The organism is Pseudomonas karstica, from assembly GCF_009707515.1.
In the GTDB taxonomy this organism is placed as follows: domain Bacteria; phylum Pseudomonadota; class Gammaproteobacteria; order Pseudomonadales; family Pseudomonadaceae; genus Aquipseudomonas; species Aquipseudomonas karstica.
The window spans coordinates 105,662-123,255 of sequence record NZ_WLYI01000002.1; the positions used below are offsets into that span (position 1 = coordinate 105,662).

Genomic DNA, 17,594 nt, shown 5'->3' on the forward strand with positions numbered 1-17,594 from the left:
AGGAGCGAGGGACGCCTGGTTCTTGCTCGCGAAAAACGTCAACGATTACGTGTGCATCCTGGATATACGCGTCGCCTATGCGTTCTTCGCGAACAAGCTCGCTCCTACAGTCTGCCTGGAACCTATAACGGCATCGGTTCGCGCGAGCGCAGCAGCATGCCCTGAGCCGGCACCCGGGCGTGCCACTTCACCACACCCTGGGCCTCGACCCGGTACTGGCTGCGAAACCGCTGGCCATCCAGTTCAATATCCAACTGCAACAGGAAGTGGTCGCCGTTGAGCTGCAAGCCTTCGCTCAAACGCTCGAACGTCGCGTCATCCAGCGCCCCCAGGGCTTGGCGCAAGTCGCTGGCGTCGCGATAGCCCCCCGCAGGTCGCGCGCTGACCAGGCGCGTCAGCAACGAGCGCGACACTTCGCCTTCATACAACGCATCCAGCAGCGCCAGCATATCCAGGCTCAACGCATTGGCGTTCAGGCGCCAGCCAGAGGTCTCGGCCAGGCTGCATAATTGTGGGTAGCGCAAGGCCCGGACGGCATCGGGGGTCGACAACAGGTTCAACTCGCTGATGTCACGCATCAACTGATTGGCCGCCAAGCGCGGCGGCGACTGGCGCAGGTACTCGTTGCTTTCGGCACCTTGCAGGCGCGTTTGCTGGTCGGCGTCGAGCCAGTCGGCCAGGGTCTGGGCCAGACGCTCGGCGGCCATGTCGGCACCCAGCAAATGTACCAACTGGCGTTGCGCACGCTCGGCTTCGGGGCCGATCAACGCGTTGACGTTGAAACAGCTGTGCAGGTCGCGAATGCGAATACTCGCCTTGCCGCCCTTGAAGTCGTAACTCAGGGGTTGCCCGCGCATGGCTTGCCAGAACAGCGGGCTGGCGCGCCACAGCGGATCCTGCAGCGCCTGTTGGGTAAAGGCCAGCGCCGCCCGCTCGATTGCCCGTGCCTGCACCCGCTGCTGGACCAGGCGCACACTGTCGACCTCCTGGCGCCCCTGTTCGACCATCCAGGCCATACCGCCCGCCAGCATCGCCAGGGCCACCAGCACCATCAATAGCGCCGCCCCCTGCTGTCGCTTTTTGTACATTGCCGCGCCACCTTCATTGAACAACCTGACGACAGTCAACACAGTGGATGTTTCAACCAGGTGGCAGGCTCATACAAATCCTGCAAAAACGTCACCGCAGCGTCACAAAGCCTCGGCACACTGCGCCTTCATATTTCAAATCAATGGCTTGGAGTGTCGATATGGGTGGTATAGGGATTTGGCAACTGGTCATCGTGCTGCTGATCGTGGTCATGTTGTTCGGCACTCGTCGCCTGAAAGGACTGGGTAGCGATGTTGGTGAGGCAATCAAGGGCTTTCGTTCTTCCATGGGCAGCGAACCCAACGCTCAGCAGGACCCGATAAAAGCCGGCCTTGAGATGGATGCCGCACAGAGTCGATCCGCAGAAAGCAAACACTGATGTTCGATATCGGCTTCAGTGAACTGCTGCTGGTGGGCCTGGTAGCACTGCTGGTGCTGGGCCCTGAGCGCTTGCCGATTGCCGCACGCAATGCCGGCCTGTGGCTGGGCCGGGCCAAGCGCGCGATGAATATGCTCAAGGCCCAGGTGACCCAGGAACTGGACAACGCGCATCTGCTGCAAGGTATCGATCACCCGCCACTGCGCCAACTGGAACAGCAACTGCGCGAAGGCATCCGCCTGGACCCCACGCCAGCCGCCGCGCCACCGCCCGAGAGCGGCCTCCCCTCTGGACAACTCTCCCCATGAACCACCTGCCCTCACCTGCCCGGCCCCTGTCAGTGACCGGCCACCTGGCGCAGTTGCGCTCGCGCCTGCTGCGTTGCTTGCTGGCCATCGTCCTGGTGTTTTGCGCACTGTTTCCCTTTGCCCAGCGCCTGTACAGCTTCGTCTCTCAGCCGCTGCGCGAGTTCTTGCCCGCAGGCGCCAGCATGATTGCTACCGGGGTGACCTCACCCTTTTTGGCGCCGCTCAAGCTGACCATGATGCTGGCCCTGTTCATCAGCATGCCGCTGTTGCTGCATCAGGTCTGGGGCATGATCGCGCCGGCGGTGTACCGCCAGGAACGGCGCATTGCCGCGTGGTTGCTGGCTGTCAGCGTGTTGCTGTTTTACGCCGGCATGGCGTTTGCTTTTTTCCTGGTGTTCCCGATGATGTTCGGCTTCTTTACCAGCGTTACGCCGGACGGCGTGACGATGATGACCGATATCGCTCTGTACCTGGATTTCATCCTCGCGCTGTTGTTGGCGTTCGGCCTGGCTTTTGAAATCCCGGTCGCCACCTTCCTGGTGATCTGGGCCGGCATCACGGACGTGCAGACCCTGCAAAAAAGCCGGCCCTACATCATCGTCGGTTGCTTTGTCGTCGGCATGCTGCTGACGCCACCGGACGTGTTTTCGCAAACCATGCTGGCGGTACCAATGTGGATGCTGTTTGAGCTGGGGCTTCTGGCCAGCAGGTCGGTCAGCAAGCCACGCTCGCAAGCACCGTTACCGGAAGCCGTGAATTGAAAGACCGCCAAAGCGGCGGCTTAACACACAAACAAAAAAGCCCGGAGGCCCGCATACAGGTACTACCGGGCAAAAGCTGCGACACGCTTCAGAAACGGGGTTTGACGGCCTTCCAGTCCGGTTGATAGCGCTGCATCTGTTTCACGTCGTCGCGCTGGCGAATTCCGCAACTGAGGTATTGGTCATGGAGCTTGCCCAGTTGGTCATGGTCAAGCTCCAGGCCCAACCCTGGCGCGCGCGTAATCTTCACGCAACCATCGACGATAGGCAGCTTGCCGCCCTTGATCACCTCTTCGTCCGGCTCTTGCCAAGGGTAATGGGTGTCGCAGGCGTAATCGAGGTTGGGCACCGACGCTGCGACATGGGCCATGGCCATCAGGCTGATGCCCAGGTGCGAGTTGGAGTGCATCGACACGCCCAGGCCAAACGTGTCGCACATCTTTGCCAACACCTGGGTGTCGCGCAGGCCGCCCCAATAGTGGTGATCGGCAAGCACGATTTGCACACTATTCAACGCCACGCTGCGACGGAATTCGTCGAAGTCGGTGACCACCATATTGGTCGCCAGGGGCAAGCCGGTGCGCTTGTGCAACTCGGCCATGCCCGCCAGGCCTGGGGTCGGGTCTTCGTAATATTGCAGGTCATCACCCAACAATTCGGCCATGCGAATCGAGGTTTCCAGGGACCAGTTGCCGTTCGGGTCAATGCGCAGCGGCACTCCGGGAAATGCCTTTTTCAACGCTTTGATGCACGACACTTCATGCGCAGGCTCCAGGGTGCCGGCCTTGAGCTTGATACTTTTGAAGCCGTAGGTTTCGATCATTCGCCGGGCCTGGGCAACAATCTGTTCTTCGTTGAGGGCTTCACCCCAGCTGTCGGGTTTGTAGGGTGAACCCACGTGTTCGGCATACTTGAAGAACAGGTAGGCGCTGAACGGTATCTGGTCGCGGATTGCCCCACCCAGCAAATCCACCAAGGGCACATTCAATGAGTGCGCCTGCAGGTCGAGAAAGGCCACCTCGAATGCCGAGTATGCGTTGCTCACTGCCTTGCTGGCATGGGACCCCGGTGCCAGTTCCGCACCGGCAAGCGTGACCGGTTTGCATGCGGCCACGGTGGCCTGGACGATGGCGCGCAAACCGTTCAGATCGAAGGGATCAAGGCCGATCAGTTGCTGCTGGACTTGCTGTTGGATCGCCAATGCAGGGGCATCACCGTAGCTCTCACCCAGACCGATGTAGCCAGTGTCGCTCTCGATCTCGATGATCGAGCGCAACGCGAAGGGTTCGTGAATACCGCTGGCGTTAAGCAGTGGCGGGTCCCGGAAGGCAATCGGGGTGACGGTAACGCGGACGATTTTCAAGAGGAGGCTCCCTGTGGATCTGAGCGCAAGGCGTGTTGATGGACAGTTGATTTTGCAGTGACACGTTCTGCAGGCGGTGTGCTGGGTGGGCGTGGGGCGCCACTGCGAGGCGCAGTGCGGGCAAAAAACACCACCACCGCCGCTACCAGCGAGGTGGCGGCCAAGCCATACAGCCCACCCTCGATGGAGCCGGTGCTCTGCTCCAGAAAACCGAACGTAGTGGGCGCAACGAAGCCACCCAGATTGCCGACAGAGTTGATCAAGGCGATCACCGCTGCAGCGACACGCGCATCCAGGTAACCCTGTGGGATCGGCCAGAACAGCGCGGAGGCAGCCTTGAAGCCGATCGCGGCAAAACAGATGGCGACAAAGGCGAACACCGGCCCACCGGTGGTAGACATGAACATGCCGAACGCGGCAATCACCAACATCAGGGCGACCCACGCCTGCTGGTGTTTCCATTTGCTGGCCAGGGAGGCAAAGCCGTACATGGCGACGATGGAAATCAACCAGGGAATGGAGTTGAACAAGCCCACCTGGAAGTCGCCCATGTCGCCCATTTTCTTGATCATGCTGGGCAGCCAGAAGGTCACGCCATAGATGGTCAGGGCAATGGAGAAGTAGATGAAACAGAACAGTGCGATCTGCTTGTCGGCCAGCAACCTGAACACCGAGGGCCGGGTGGTCTGGGTCGCTTCACGCGCCTGCTGCTCCAGTTCGATGGCACTGACCAGTGCGTGTTTTTCTTCGGCGCTGAGCCACGTGGCTTGATGGGGGTGGGACTGCAGCCAGAACCAGACAAACCCGCAAAGCACAATCGAGGCAAAACCTTCGATCAGGAACATCCACTGCCAGCCATGCAGGCTCAAGCCACTGACATTGAGCAACGCTCCCGACACGGGCCCCGAGATCACCGAGGCGATGGCCGAGCCACTGAGGAAGATTGCCATGGCCTTGCCGCGCTCGGTGGCCGGCAGCCATTGGGTGAAGTAATAGATGATGCCGGGGAAAAACCCGGCTTCGGCGGCGCCAAGGATAAAGCGCAGCACATAGAAACTGGTTTCGCCCTGGACAAAGGCCATCGCCATTGCCGCCGCACCCCAGGTGAACATGATGCGCGTCAACCAGGCCCTCGCGCCGTAGCGCTGCAGGAGCATGTTGGACGGTACTTCGAAGATGGCGTAGCCAATGAAAAACAATCCTGCACCCAAGCCATAGGCCGCAGCGCCAATGCCCAGGTCGGTTTCCAAATGGCTGCGTACAAAACCTATATTGACCCGGTCGATGTAATTGACGATGAACATCACCACGAACAGCGGCAGTACGTGACGCTTGACCTTTGCCGCCGCACGGGCGAGCACAGTCGGGTCTGGCGGGTTATGGAGGGTATTCAAGGGCGACTCCCAATCATTGTTTTTTTAGGGACGAGTCAATGATGGACGCCGTGTATTGTTCCCGTCTAATCTAACTTGGCATTCGATTGATACACGGATTAGATCAATGTTCGAACTGACTCAACTGCGCTGCTTCACCACGGTGGCCACCGAACTGAACTTTCGTCGGGCCGCGGAACGGTTGAACATGACCCAGCCGCCCCTCAGCCGGCAGATCCAATTGCTGGAGCACCACTTGGGTGTGGAGCTGTTCGCCCGTACCACGCGCAGCGTTGCGCTCACCGCTGCTGGCCGCGCATTTTTCGTAGAAGCCCAGAACCTGCTGGAGCGCGCCCAGCAAGCGGCCGTGACCGCACGCCGCTTTGCCGAAGGCGATATCGGCACTGTCAATATCAGCTTCGTCGGCAGTGCGGTATATGAGTTTTTGCCCAAGGTCATCGCCGAGGCGCGGCTCAAGCAGCCCCACGTGAAGATCGATCTGGCGGAGATGAATACCTATCAGCAACATGAGGCCCTGCGTGCCCGGCGCATCGATCTGGGCATAGTACGTACGCCATTGCTGGAGCCTGGCTACGCCACCGAATGCCTGGTGCGCGAGCCCTTCGTACTCGCCGTACCGAACACCCATCGCCTGGCGCATGCCGACCAGGTCACGGTGCAGGACTTGGACGCCCAACCCTTCCTGATGTACGCCCACTCGGCCTACCCACCGTTCAACGAGCTGCTGACCGGCCTGCTACGCTCGGCCCGCGTTGCACCGGAGTACGTGCAATGGCTGGGTTCGTCCCTGACTATTCTGGCCCTGGTCAACGCCGGCATGGGCCTGGCCCTGGTGCCGCGCTGCGCAAGCAGCGTGGTGTTCAAGAATGTGGTGTTCCGCGATATCGACCTGGGCGAAGGCGCGCAGAGTGAGCTGCACCTCATCTGGCGGGAAAATAATGACAACCCGGCTTTTGCGATGCTGCTGGAGGCTATTCGCACCGCCGTGCACGAAGGCTGGGACAGTGGGCAATGAGGCCATCAAGGCGCCGGCTCCGATTGCGTCAGTGCCAAAGGTGCCAGGGAAAAAACCTGGTCATCCGTCAGTGTTTGCACATCGACCCGGTGGGGAAAGATCTTCTTTTCCACGAACAAATCATCGACCTGCTGCAGAGCCTGGACGTCTCGTGATTCCACCGGCGCCAGCGATTCGTCGCCCCATTTGCGCAGCGTCTGGGAGACCTCAAGAGGTATGTCGTTGACCTTGGCGAACACCCGGGCGTACTCCTCGGGATTGTGCTGCGCCCATTCGAATGCCTTGGCGAAGCGCTGCAGCACATCGCTCAACGCCTGGCGTTTGAGCGAGTCGTTCAAGTCCTCGTCACTGGCCGTGATAAACGTCAGCCCCGAGTTGATACCCTCCCCGGTAATCAGCACCCGAGCGCCCTGCTGCTCAGCGAATGCCTGATACACACCGAAGGTCGCCCAGGCTTCGATTTTCCCGGCGTTGAACGCGGGCAAGGCGTCAGTTGGCAGAACAAAGCCCACGTTGACGTCTTTCTCGTCGATCCCGGCATTGGCCAGTGCGCGGATCAGCAGGTACTGGGAAATGCTGCCTCGGGCCGACGACACCACAACGTTACGGCCTTTCAAGTCGGCAACGCTGCGAATCGTCGAGTCCGGCGGAACCAGAATCGCGATACTTCGCGACTGACCGCGCCGCACCGCGACAATCCGCAACGGCGTGCCGCCCGTGGCTGCCGCGAGCACCGGCGTATCACCCGCCGGCGCCAGGTCGACAGCCCCCGCCCGCAGAGCTTCGAACAGCGGTGCCGCGCCCTGGAAGTTCGCCCACTGCACCTTGTACTCGATACCCTCCAGCGCGTTCGCTGCCTCGACCACTGTGCGCAGGCCTTTGGCTTGATCGCCCAGCACCAGCGTCACACTGGACAAGTCAGGAGCCTTGGCCGATGACGACTTCGTTTCGCCGCAGCCGCTGAGCAACAGCGCCGCGCCCGACAACAGCACAACCGTGGTTTTCCAAAAGCGCTTCGGCATGTCGGAACGTCCCTGCATAAAAAGATCAACCATGGGCAAAACGCCGGGTGCTGTTGTCAGGGAGCGGACGCGCCGGCTCTACTACCTGGGCCGCAGGCTCCACCGCTTCAACCCCCAACAGTTTCAACAACCGCGTGCGGATCGCCTGGAAGCCTTCCTGACCGCTGTCACGAGCCCGGGGCAGATCGATTGTCAGTTGCTCGGCGATCTTGCCGTTGGCCAGTACGATCACCCGGTCGGCCAGCAGAATGGCTTCATCCACATCGTGGGTCACCAACAGCACCGCTGGTGTGTGTTTACGCCATAAGTCGATGATTAGCCGATGCATGCGAATGCGGGTCAACGCATCGAGCGCAGCGAACGGCTCGTCGAGCAACAACAGCTTAGGCTCGCGGACCAAACCGCGGGCCAGTGCCACCCGCTGAGCCTCGCCGCCGGAAAGCGTCGCTGGATAGGCTTCCAGCCTATGGGCCAGGCCTACTTCGGTCAGGGCCTGCACCGCACGGCCCTTGGCGTTGGGAATGTGCAGACCGAGAATCACGTTCTTCCAGGCACGCTTCCAGGGCATCAGCCGGGGCTCCTGGAACACCGCCGCCCGTGCCTTGGGCACTCGCAACTGGCCGCTGTCGATACTGTCCAGGCCGGCCAGGCTGCGCAATAAGGTGGTCTTGCCCGAACCGCTGGCGCCGAGCAGCGCCACGAATTCCCCAGGGGCGATGTCCAGGTCCAGGCCGTCGATGACCCGCTGTTCGCCAAATTGGCGCACCACATTGCGCAGTTGCACCGGCGCTACCGGGTGCGCGGGCTTGGACGTGTCCACAAGGTCGATGCTCGACATATCAGTTCCTCACAAAAGTTGGGCGCCAGGCCAGGGCAGAACGCTCCAGCGTGCGGATCAGTCCGTCGATCAACAGGCCCAGGACGCTGTAAATGAGCAGGCAGATCACGATCACGTCAGTGCGCATGAAGTCCCGTGCATCACTGGCCAGATAGCCGATGCCGGCGGTGGTGTTGATTTGCTCGACGAACACCAGGGCCAGCCAGGAAATCCCCAGGGAGTAGCGAAGGCCGACGAAAAACGAGGGCAAGGAGCCCGGCAGAATCACATGCCAGATCAACTCCCGCCGATTCAGGCCCAGGGTGTTAGCCGCCTCGATCAGCTTGGGATCGATGTTGCGGATGCCGGCGAACAGGTTCAGGTACACCGGGAAGGTGGTGCCGGTCACGATCAGCGCAATCTTGGTGAACTCACCGATACCGAACCAAAGAATGAACAGCGGCACCAGGGCCAGCGAAGGGATGGTACGCAGCATCTGCATCGGTGAATCGAGGACCACTTCACCGCGCTTCGACAGCCCGCTGACCAGCGCCGCGGCCACGCCGATGGAGACCCCAATGCTTAACCCCAAGAGTGCCCGTTGCAACGAAACCCACAGGTGCTTACCGAGCTCCCCCGAGACGATCATGGCCCAGAGCGTGCCACCGATCTGCGACGGTGCGGCAATGACCCGCTGCGGAATCAGTCCCCAACGTGACGCCAGTTCCCACAACAACAGCAGCACGATAGGGCTGACCAACCGCAATAACGCTTCAGGCGTTCGCCAATTGCGCAGCCTATCGGGAAGCAGCTTCGTCACGCCCTGCTCAGTTGCGTTGAGGCGAACGGCCTTATCGATGAAGAGCGAACTGCTGGTGCTCGGTGTCTCGACAGTCTTTGCGCTCATTCAGGCTTCCTTCCGCTTAAAGACCATGGCCGGAGGCGCCATGCATCTACTTCGGACTCATGCTATTCGCATAAAAAACCCCAGTGAAATTCTTTTTGGGAATAACCTAATATGATTAAAAATCAGATATACGATGGCGTGGATAAATTATTTGCATAGTAAACCGACGTAGCCCGCACCTTTTGCTACCTGCGTTCGACACCTCGCCTAAAATGCACATACCTGATATTTATCCTTTTTAGTGATTAATTAATTTAATAATTAACATAGAACAAAACGGCATTTCACAACCTCACCCTGTTACGCCTACTTTCGTCAGTACAGACCGACCCCCGATGCCAGGTGGAGGATTGAATCAAGGCCGAAGACATCGAGCGCAGCAGCACTCGAGCGGCAATAGCGGCGCCAACTCGGTCGACACACGATGCTGGCGTATGACTTCTGATCCCTACCAACGACAAGGAACTGACCATGAGTATTGAATTCATCGGCTACATCGGCGGCCATCACGCCTCGGAGATCCATCCTCGCAGCGGCCCCGTTTTACAGCCCGAGTACGTGGAGAACGTCGCGCGCGCCCATGAAGAAGCCGGCTTTGACCGGGCGTTGGTGGCGTTTCATTCCAACAGTCCCGACAGCACGCTGATTGCCTCCCATGCCGCCAGCGTGACGAAAAAACTGAAATTCCTCATCGCTCATCGGCCGGGGTTCGCGGCGCCCACCCTGGCGGCGCGGCAGTTTGCGACCCTGGATGTGCTCAATGGTGGTCGCACCGCCGTGCATATCATCACTGGTGGCGATGATCGCGAACTGCGTGCCGATGGCAGTTACATCGACAAGGACGAACGCTATGCGCGCACTGATGAATACCTTGATGTGGTACGCCAGGAGTGGACCAGCGAAAAGCCCTTCGATTATCAAGGCAAGTATTACCAATTCGAAGGCGCGCACTCAGCCGTGAAGTCGCCGCAACAGCCGCACATTCCGCTGTATTTCGGAGGTTCATCAGCGGCGGCCATCGCGGTGGCGGGTAAGCAGGCAGATGTCTACGCGTTGTGGGGTGAAACCTATGAACAGGTGCGTGAGGTGGTGAATCAGGTGCGCGCCGAAGCTGCCAAACATGGCCGGGAGATTCGCTTCAGCCTGTCGCTGCGCCCGATTCTGGCGGACACCGAAGAGCTGGCCTGGGAGCGCGCCGAGCGCATCTTGCAACAGGCCACCGCACTCGCCGAACAGAACGGTTTTGTCCGCCGCGCGCCCCCTAACGAAGGTTCGCGGCGCCTGCTGGCGGCAGCGGCCCAAGGCTCGCGCCTGGATAAACGCCTATGGACCGGCATTGCTGGCCTACTGGGCGCACAGGGCAACTCCACCTCATTGGTGGGCACCCCGGAGCAAGTGGCCGAAGCCCTGCTCGACTACTACGACCTGGGCATCACTACCTTCCTGATCCGCGGCTTCGACCCACTCGACGACGCTATCGACTATGGCAAGCACCTGATCCCACTGACCCGCAAACTGGTAGCCGAGCGAGAGCGGCTGGCGACGGAAAAAGTTGCTTGAACCCCACCTGACCCACTCATGTTTCAAAGGATCGCAGCCTGCAGCTACGATCCTTTGATCTTGCTCTTCAACTACTCCTTATAAGCCGTATCTGTCCTTTCCAACTGCCGGATCAGCGCATTCCAATGCCGCGCAACCCCCGACCCATCGCCACTTTTGAGCGTCTCGGCCTGTTTCTCGACCTTGGCCACCACCTCGGCCGGCGGGAAGATCAGTTCGGCATTGCCACCGGCCTGCGCCGCGATCTGAATGTTGCAGGCGCGCTCCAGCCCCTGCAGTTGCTGGAACGCGTGCTCAACGCTGATGCCTGCGGTCAGCAGACCGTGGTTGCGCAGGATCAAGACGCTCTTGTCCCCCAGATCAGCTACCAGCCGTTCGCGCTCATTGAGGTCCAGGGCAATGCCTTCGTAACCGTGATAAGCCACCCGCCCGGAAAAACCGATGGAATGCTGTGAAATCGGCAACAGGCCGTTGCGTTGGGCAGACACGGCGATGCCGTCACGGGTATGGGTATGCAGCACTGCTTGCAGGTCCGGACGGGCGCCGTGAATGGCGCTGTGGATCACATAACCGGCGTAGTTGATGCCAAGCCCCGTCGGGTCGTCGACGAGGGTGCCGTCGATGTCGACCTTGACCAGGTTGGAGGCGGTGATTTCGTCGAACAACAACCCGAAGGCGTTGATCAGGAAGTGCTCGTCAGGACCCGGCACGCGCGCAGAAAAGTGCGTATAGATGTGGTCAGTCCACTTGAACAGCGCTGCCAACCGATAGGCCGCAGCCAGCTTCACACGTACCTCCCACTCTTCAGGGGTGACGCGCTGGTGAACATTTTTTGAGACGCTGGATAAAGGGCTGACGCTGCTCATGGCAAAACTTCCTGGATGGCCTGCAAGGATTCCAGCAAGCCTAGGGGAAGGCCAAAAATAATAAAAATCACATTTTAATCTAAGCTAATTATTATTATTTTTTATGATACTCCTCCCCCGAATTGATCATGCCGCACTCTTGACCTTCTGCAGTGATCCGGCGACCCGTTTGCCGAAGACGTCTACCGGCCCTTGCAGGTTGCCGAGAAAGCGCGGGTAGATCAGCCACAAGTCCATCACCGGCTTGAAGTCCTTGAGGGGGATGGCCGCCAACTGATCGAAATGAGCACTGCGCTCCAACAACGAACGCGGCACCAGGCCAAGGCCCAGTCCATCAGCCACCAGACCCAGCTGCAACTCGGTACCAAAGGTTTCCAGGTTGACCTGCATGGCCAGGCCCTGGTCCGACAGGGTGCGTTGCAATCCGGCGCGGAAGCCGCAGCCGTCGGGATTAAGAATCCAGCCATTCTGGTAAACGTCAGCGAGTTTGCAGGGGCGTTTGGGCAACTGCGTCCTGGCGCACACCACGACCAGTTCCATCTTGCCAATTGACTCGCCGAGGATGTTGTCCGGGAAGATCTTGCCCGCCGGAAACAGCGCCGCCGCTGCATCCAGCTCGCCACGCTCGATCTTGCCGACCAACTGACTGCCCCAACCCGTCGCCACTTGAGCACGCAGTTCGGGGTACTCGACCCGCAGATGCTTGAGGGCATCCAGCAACACCACGTCACCGATGGTTTGCGCAACGCCCAGGCGCAGTAGCCCGGTGGGCGGTGCATCCGTGGCGACCAGTTCGCGCAAGGCATCCATTTCCCGCAGGATCAAACGACACTGCTCATACACCCGATTGCCAATCAGGGTGGGCTTGAGCGGTTTGGTATTGCGGTCGAAGAGCTCCACGCCCAGGGCCTGCTCAAAGTTCTGCACGCGCCGGGTAATGGCGGGCTGGGTCAGCTGCAGTGACTCGGCTGCATGGCTGATGGACTGGCAACGAACCACTTCGACAAAGGCGTCGATATCATCAATTTTCATTTGGCCCGCACATAGAGAACAGTCGATAAGATGTTTGGAAAGCATAACGCTGCTGGAAAAAGAATAGTGCCATTGCGCATATCTGGATAGTCCGGCCTATCTATCGATAACATCTAACGCTATTCACAAGGGTTCTAAATTCCTTTCAGCTATAACCTAATCATTAAAAAATAGCATATTAATCAACATCATTATGCTTAACTCATGACGTCCACCTTTCACCACGATGATGGAGTCGCCATGACCCAGGCCCGACACCCGCAGAGACTCAGAGCATTCATAGACGCCCTGGCGGAGTTGATCGACGGCAACCCCAGCGAGGGGGATCTCTTGCATCGCGGCGCCAGGCTGCTCGCTCAACTGGTCAGCCATGATGACTGGCTGCCCGACGACTTTGCCCAGCCGGATCCAGAACGCTATCAACAATTTTTGCTGCATGCCGATTCACGGCAGCGCTTCAGCATCGTCAGTTTTGTCTGGGGTCCGGGGCAACGCACGCCCATCCATGACCATCGGGTCTGGGGCTTGATCGGCATGCTGCGTGGCGCAGAGTACTCCCAGGGGTTCGCCCGCCATCCCGCCGGCAACCTGGTGCCTGAGGGCCCGCGAGTAAAGCTGGCGCCAGGTCAGGTCGAGGCGGTGTCTCCCAAGATCGGCGACATCCATCAAGTCAGTAACGCCTTTGATGATCAGGTCTCGGTCAGCATCCATGTCTATGGCGCCAACATCGGTGCCGTACGCCGTGCGGTGTATCAGCCCGACGGCAGCGAAAAACTGTTCATTTCGGGTTATTCCAACGCCTTTCTCCCCAATATCTGGGATTTGTCCAAAGAGAGCCAAGCCCTATGAGTACTGCACCTGCCCGCTCCTACGCCGAGATTCGCCAGGCCCTGCTGAACCGTGAAGAACTGGCGCTGGTGGATGTGCGCGAAGAAGCACCCTTCGCCGAAGCGCACCCGTTATTCGCGGCCAACATCCCGTTGTCCAAGCTCGAGCTTGAGGTGTACTCGCGCATTCCACGCCGCGATACCCCAGTCACGGTTTATGACAACGGAGAAGGCCTCGTGGCCATCGCTGTACAACGCTTGCAAGCACTTGGCTACACCCGTGTCAGCGTGCTTGAGGGGGGATTGGACGGTTGGCGTAGCGCCGGTGGCGAGTTGTTCATCGACGTCAATGTACCAAGCAAGGCCTTTGGTGAACTGGTGGAAAGCCAGCGCCACACGCCCTCCCTGGCGGCGGAAGAGGTTCAGGCGTTGCTCGACAGCGAGGCCGATGTGGTGGTGCTCGATGCCCGACGCTTCGATGAATATCAGACAATGAGCATTCCCACCGGCATCAGCGTACCGGGGGCCGAGTTGGTGCTGCGAGCCCGGGAGCTGGCGCCGGACCCGGCCACCCGCATCATCGTCAACTGCGCAGGGCGTACCCGCAGCATCATCGGCACCCAGTCGCTGATCAATGCCGGCATCGCCAACCCGGTCTCAGCCCTGCGCAACGGCACCATCGGCTGGACCCTGGCCGGTCAGAAGCTGGAGCATGGCCAGTCACGCCGATTCGCCCCCACCCGTGAAGAACATCAACAAATCGCCACTCGCGATGCCCGCCGCGTTGCCGATAAAGCCCTGGTGGGCCGTGCGAACCTGGCTGACCTGCACCGTTGGCAGCAGGAGCCGGCACGCAGCACTTATCTGTTCGACGTACGCACCCCCGAAGAATTCGAGGCCGGCCACCTGCCCACAGCCCGCTCGACACCGGGTGGACAACTGGTGCAAGAAACCGACCACTACGCCAGCGTGCGCGGCGCGCGCCTGGTGCTGGCCGACAACGACGGCGTGCGCGCCAACATGTCGGCTTCCTGGCTCGCACAACTGGGCTGGGAAGTGTACGTACTGGATGACCTGCAGCCTGCGCACTTCAGTGAGCAAGGCCCCTGGAAGGCGCCGGTTCCCGAGCCGCAACAGGCCGAGGAAATCAGCCCCGAGACCCTCGCCGACTGGCTGTCCCAAGGCGACACTGCGGTACTGGATTTCACCAGCAGCGCCAACTACGTCAAACGCCACATCCCGGGCGCCTGGTGGGTGCTGCGCGCTCAGTTGCCTGAGGCCCTTGCGAAGGTGCCAGCCGCCCAACGTTATGTGCTGACGTGCGGCAGCAGCCAGTTGGCCCGACTGGCGGTTGCCGAGGTCGAAACCCTGACCGGCAAAACGGCGTTTTTACTACGCAGCGGCACTGCAGCCTGGATCGCCGCGCAACTGCCGCTTGAGGAGGGTGAAACCCGCCTGGCCTTACCGCGCATCGACCGTTATCGCCGGCCTTATGAAGGCAACGATAGCCCTCGCGAAGCCATGCAGGCCTATCTGGACTGGGAATACGGACTGGTGGACCAGTTGGCCCGGGACGGCACCCATGGCTTCTTCATCATCTAAATGCGAAAAGGCCGGATGCCCAGTCTTTCCTACATCAGCCGACCCCTTCTCCAGGCGGAGGCGACTGAACGCAACACTCAGCCTGGAGCCACACGATGCGCCTCACCCTGCCCCTCCTGTTAATCACCCTGGCCTTTGGCACGGCACACGCCGCTGACCTGCAACCGTTGCGGGTGGCCAATCAGAAATCCACCCTCAAGGCGCTGCTGGAAGTCTCCGGCGAACTCAAGGATGTACCCTATGAGATCCAATTTTCCGAATTCCCCGCCGCCGCACCCCTGGGTGAAGCGCTGAATGCCGGCGCCGTGGATATCGGTGCCTTGGGCGATGCACCCTATGTGTTCGCCCTGGGCGCCGGTGCGTCGCTCAAGGTGGTCAGCATCATTCACGCCGAAGGGCGTAATACCACCGCCATTCTTGTGCCCAAGGACTCACCCATCAAGGCGGTTGCAGACCTCAAGGGCAAGCACATCGTCACCACCCGCGGCTCGATCGGACACTACCTGGCCATCAAGGCCCTGCGCAGCGCCGGCCTGGGCACCCAGGATGTGCAATTCATCTTCCTGCTACCCAGTGAATCCAGGCTGGTGCTGGATAACGGCACCGCAGACGCCTGGTCCACCTGGGATCCCTTCACCACTGTCGTCACCGCTCAGAGCCAGGCCAGGGTCCTGGCCAGCGGCAGCAGCCTGCTGAGCAATCACCTTTACCTTGCCGCCACCAGCCAGGCCATCGCCGACAAACGCCAGCAACTGAACGACTTTATCGCCCGGGTCGACCGGGCCTATCGCTGGAGCAACGAGCACCCCAACGAGTACGCCGCGGCCCAGGCCAGGATCACCGGCCTGCCCCTGGCGGTGCATGTGGCCGTGGCCAACGCGACCCACATGCAGCCGGTGGTGATTAACGACACGGTCGTCAGCGGCCTGCAGGCCACCGCCGACATCTACCTGGAAGAAGGCTTGCTGACCCGACACATCGACGTCTCCCAAGGCTTTGACAAGAGCTTCAACACCCAACGGGCCTCACTTATCCAGGCTGCGTTAAAGGAGTAGAACCATGAGCAAACAAAAACGCCAACTCAAGCTCGGAGCAATGGTCCATGGGGTCGGCCATGGCTGGGGCGAATGGCGCCATCCGCAGGCACAACCCAATGCCAGCACCCATTTCGGTTTCTACAAACAGCAGACGCAACTGGCCGAAAGGGCAAAGTTCGATTTCGTGTTCATCGCCGACAGCCTGCACATCCATGAAAAATCCAGCCCGCACTACCTCAACCGCTTCGAGCCGTTAACCATTCTCTCGGCCCTGGCTGCGCTGACGTCGAACATCGGCCTGGTGGCCACCGTGACCGTCAGCTACACAACCCTACCAAGTGGCGCGCCAATTCGCGTCGCTTGACCATATCAGCGAAGGGCGTGCCGGCTGCAGCGACCCGCGAGGCTGTGGCATTGGCGAAGGCCTGACGATGCCAAACGAGGCGTTCGGCAATTACACCCGCCTGCACTACCCGTTCTGACGCCAGTAAAGCCGCTCAAATCGATAACTAAAAGATATTTATATATTTGTTTTTAGAACAATAGGATTGACAGACGTTGATCCACTCTTCACTTCATATCGAGCATGCCATGTCAAAACTCATCAAGAACCCAGGGGCGATATTCCGTCGTCCTATCCTGGCCGGCCTGGTCGTTACCCTGGTCTTGGCTTGCATCACCCTGCCCGCCCAGGCCCGGGAAACGCTGCGTATCGGTTATCAGAAGTCATCGACCTTGATCACCCTGCTGAAAACCCAAGGCACGCTGGACAAGGCACTCGCCGAGGCGAACATTGACGTGAGCTGGCATGAGTTCCCCAGCGGCTTACCACTGCTGGAGGCGCTGAATGTAGGCAATGTCGATGTCAGTGCTGACGTGGCGGATACCGTGCCGATTTTTGCCCAGGCCGCCCAGGCCAAACTGACGTACTTTGCCCAGGAGGCACCCTCGCCTTCGGCCCAGGCAATCGTCGTGCACAAACACTCATCGTTGCAGCAACTGGCAGATTTGAAAGGTAAGAAAGTGGCCGTGACCAAAGCGGCTGGCGCCCACTATTTGTTGATCGCGGCCCTGAACAAGGCCGGCCTGAAGTTTTCTGATATCCAACCTGCGTACCTGTCACCCGCCGATGGCCGGGCAGCCTTCGAGAATCAGAAAGTCGATGCCTGGGTCACCTGGGAACCCTTCCTCAGCGGCGTACAGCGTCAACTACCGACGCGTACCCTGGCCGACGGCAATGGCTTGGCCAGCTACAAGCGTTATTACCTGACCAGCACCCGCTACGCCCAGGCGCACCCTGAAGTCATCCAACTGGTTTACCAGCAACTGCGTGAAGCCGGGGCCTGGGTTAAAAGCCACCCCCGTGATGCGGCTCAAGTGCTCGGCCCGCTGTGGGGCAACCTCGATGTGGAAACGGTCGAGGCGGCCAACGCCCATCGCAGTTATCAGGTACAGCCGGTAACTGCCGATCAGTTGGGTGAACAACAGAAAATTGCCGATGCCTTTTTCGCCGCTGGTTTGTTGCCCAAGGCGGTAGATGCCCAGGACGTCGAGATATGGAAGCCGGGCCTGCGTTAAGCAGGCTTGGTGCGCTAAAGAGTTGGCTTCCTGGACC

The 17,594-nt window shown here is 60.0% G+C and carries 16 protein-coding genes and 2 pseudogenes; 10 read left to right on the top strand and 8 right to left on the bottom strand.

From position 1 onward, the window contains the following. Positions 1-122 precede the first annotated feature (122 nt). Complete coding sequence (gspK, locus tag GIR22_RS01950; protein ID WP_154741664.1) at positions 123-1,088, bottom strand: type II secretion system minor pseudopilin GspK; 966 nt, start codon at positions 1,086-1,088, stop codon at positions 123-125. Between the two features lie 161 nt (positions 1,089-1,249). On the opposite strand from gspK, the gene tatA reads away from it, so the two are divergent. From tatA to tatC, 3 genes and pseudogenes are all read left to right on the top strand, one after another. Further along, positions 1,250-1,468, top strand: a complete 219-nt coding sequence (gene tatA, locus GIR22_RS01955) for a twin-arginine translocase TatA/TatE family subunit (protein WP_154741665.1) — start codon at positions 1,250-1,252, stop codon at positions 1,466-1,468. Beyond that, positions 1,468-1,600, top strand: a pseudogene (gene tatB, locus GIR22_RS26700) (Sec-independent protein translocase protein TatB); the annotation flags it as partial. The gene tatA and the pseudogene tatB, both read left to right, overlap by 1 nt. 172 nt (positions 1,601-1,772) lie before the next feature. Further along, positions 1,773-2,537 (top strand): twin-arginine translocase subunit TatC, encoded by a 765-nt coding sequence (gene tatC, locus GIR22_RS01965; protein ID WP_154741667.1) that lies wholly within the window; start codon positions 1,773-1,775, stop codon positions 2,535-2,537. An 88-nt stretch (positions 2,538-2,625) separates the two neighbouring features. Here the strand turns inward: tatC and GIR22_RS01970 are convergent, their stop codons facing one another. Together GIR22_RS01970 and GIR22_RS01975 are read right to left on the bottom strand one after the other, a co-directional pair. Beyond that, positions 2,626-3,900, bottom strand: a complete 1,275-nt coding sequence (locus GIR22_RS01970) for a glucarate dehydratase family protein (RefSeq protein ID WP_154741668.1) — start codon at positions 3,898-3,900, stop codon at positions 2,626-2,628. Further along, on the bottom strand, positions 3,897-5,294 hold the full coding sequence (locus GIR22_RS01975) for an MFS transporter (RefSeq protein WP_154741669.1): 1,398 nt from the start codon (positions 5,292-5,294) through the stop codon (positions 3,897-3,899). The genes GIR22_RS01970 and GIR22_RS01975 overlap by 4 nt, the downstream gene beginning before the upstream one ends. A 106-nt stretch (positions 5,295-5,400) precedes the next feature. On the opposite strand from GIR22_RS01975, the gene GIR22_RS01980 reads away from it, so the two are divergent. After that, the gene (locus tag GIR22_RS01980) at positions 5,401-6,309 is read left to right on the top strand and encodes a LysR family transcriptional regulator (protein WP_154741670.1); all 909 of its coding nucleotides are present in this window, start codon (positions 5,401-5,403) and stop codon (positions 6,307-6,309) included. 5 nt (positions 6,310-6,314) lie between these two features. Here the strand turns inward: GIR22_RS01980 and GIR22_RS01985 are convergent, their stop codons facing one another. From GIR22_RS01985 to GIR22_RS01995, 3 genes are read right to left on the bottom strand one after another with little or no spacing between them, the layout of a single operon-like run. Next, a complete protein-coding gene (locus GIR22_RS01985; RefSeq protein WP_154741671.1) occupies positions 6,315-7,331 on the bottom strand; it encodes an ABC transporter substrate-binding protein in 1,017 nt (338 codons plus the stop codon). 25 nt (positions 7,332-7,356) lie between these two features. Next, positions 7,357-8,169 carry an ABC transporter ATP-binding protein gene (locus GIR22_RS01990; RefSeq protein ID WP_154741672.1) on the bottom strand — a complete coding sequence of 271 codons (813 nt, stop codon included), beginning with the start codon at positions 8,167-8,169 and terminating at the stop codon, positions 7,357-7,359. A 1-nt stretch (position 8,170) separates the two neighbouring features. After that, complete coding sequence (locus GIR22_RS01995; RefSeq protein WP_154741673.1) at positions 8,171-9,055, bottom strand: ABC transporter permease; 885 nt, start codon at positions 9,053-9,055, stop codon at positions 8,171-8,173. A gap of 471 nt (positions 9,056-9,526) precedes the next feature. On the opposite strand from GIR22_RS01995, the gene GIR22_RS02000 reads away from it, so the two are divergent. Further along, positions 9,527-10,615, top strand: coding sequence for an LLM class flavin-dependent oxidoreductase (locus GIR22_RS02000; protein ID WP_154741674.1), 1,089 nt, complete (start codon positions 9,527-9,529; stop codon positions 10,613-10,615). Between the two features lie 71 nt (positions 10,616-10,686). On the opposite strand, the gene GIR22_RS02005 is transcribed toward GIR22_RS02000, so the two are convergent. Together GIR22_RS02005 and GIR22_RS02010 are read right to left on the bottom strand one after the other, a co-directional pair. Next, complete coding sequence (locus GIR22_RS02005; RefSeq protein WP_154741675.1) at positions 10,687-11,481, bottom strand: class II aldolase/adducin family protein; 795 nt, start codon at positions 11,479-11,481, stop codon at positions 10,687-10,689. 126 nt (positions 11,482-11,607) lie between these two features. Next, entirely contained in the window at positions 11,608-12,513 is a 906-nt protein-coding gene (locus GIR22_RS02010; RefSeq protein ID WP_178122041.1) for a LysR family transcriptional regulator, read from the bottom strand. Between the two features lie 240 nt (positions 12,514-12,753). Between GIR22_RS02010 and GIR22_RS02015 the strand changes: the two genes are divergently transcribed. From GIR22_RS02015 to GIR22_RS02035, 5 genes and pseudogenes are all read left to right on the top strand, one after another. Next, positions 12,754-13,362 (top strand): cysteine dioxygenase family protein, encoded by a 609-nt coding sequence (locus GIR22_RS02015; RefSeq protein ID WP_154741677.1) that lies wholly within the window; start codon positions 12,754-12,756, stop codon positions 13,360-13,362. Continuing rightward, a complete protein-coding gene (locus GIR22_RS02020; protein ID WP_154741678.1) occupies positions 13,359-14,942 on the top strand; it encodes a rhodanese homology domain-containing protein in 1,584 nt (527 codons plus the stop codon). Before GIR22_RS02015 ends, GIR22_RS02020 begins: the two co-directional genes overlap by 4 nt. Positions 14,943-15,037: 95 nt before the next feature. After that, the gene (locus tag GIR22_RS02025; RefSeq protein ID WP_154741679.1) at positions 15,038-15,997 is read left to right on the top strand and encodes an ABC transporter substrate-binding protein; all 960 of its coding nucleotides are present in this window, start codon (positions 15,038-15,040) and stop codon (positions 15,995-15,997) included. Positions 15,998-16,001: 4 nt separating this feature from the next. Then, positions 16,002-16,368: pseudogene (locus tag GIR22_RS02030) on the top strand (LLM class flavin-dependent oxidoreductase); the annotation flags it as partial. 202 nt (positions 16,369-16,570) lie between these two features. Continuing rightward, positions 16,571-17,557 (top strand): aliphatic sulfonate ABC transporter substrate-binding protein, encoded by a 987-nt coding sequence (locus GIR22_RS02035; RefSeq protein WP_154741680.1) that lies wholly within the window; start codon positions 16,571-16,573, stop codon positions 17,555-17,557. Positions 17,558-17,594: the final 37 nt, after the last annotated feature.